The organism is Phaeodactylibacter luteus (genome assembly GCF_007993045.1).
In the GTDB taxonomy this organism is placed as follows: Bacteria; Bacteroidota; Bacteroidia; order Chitinophagales; family Saprospiraceae; genus Phaeodactylibacter; species Phaeodactylibacter luteus.
The window spans coordinates 1-318 of the sequence record NZ_VOOR01000247.1; the positions used below are offsets into that span (position 1 = coordinate 1).

The following is a 318-nucleotide window of genomic DNA, read 5'->3' on the forward strand; positions in this document are numbered from 1 at the left end:
ATATTTCCCCTTCGCGCCTTTGCGGTAAGATGAAATAAATCCATAGCCCAACAACTCAAAACGGACCGGACGACAGATCGTCGTCTTGTCCTTGTTCACCAATAGGGTAAGCGTCCGAGCAACTACGTGTTTTGCTCCATTGGTTCCCACTGGGGGCTGGGTATTAGGGTGTGGAGTTCGGAGAGCTTGGTGTCAGGGATACGATCGAGGGTGTCTTTAAGCCATTGGTAAGGGTTGATCTGATGTTCCTTACAGCTGGCCATGAAGCTGTAGATCATAGCGGCCCGCTGGGCGGCTTCGTGGGACCCGGCAAAGAGG

1 protein-coding gene is annotated in these 318 nt (G+C 52.8%); it reads right to left on the minus strand.

The annotated features are described in order from the left end of the window. Positions 1-122 precede the first annotated feature (122 nt). A partial coding sequence (locus FRY97_RS23425; RefSeq protein WP_147169792.1) for a transposase domain-containing protein occupies positions 123-318 on the minus strand: 196 nt, incomplete at its 5' end.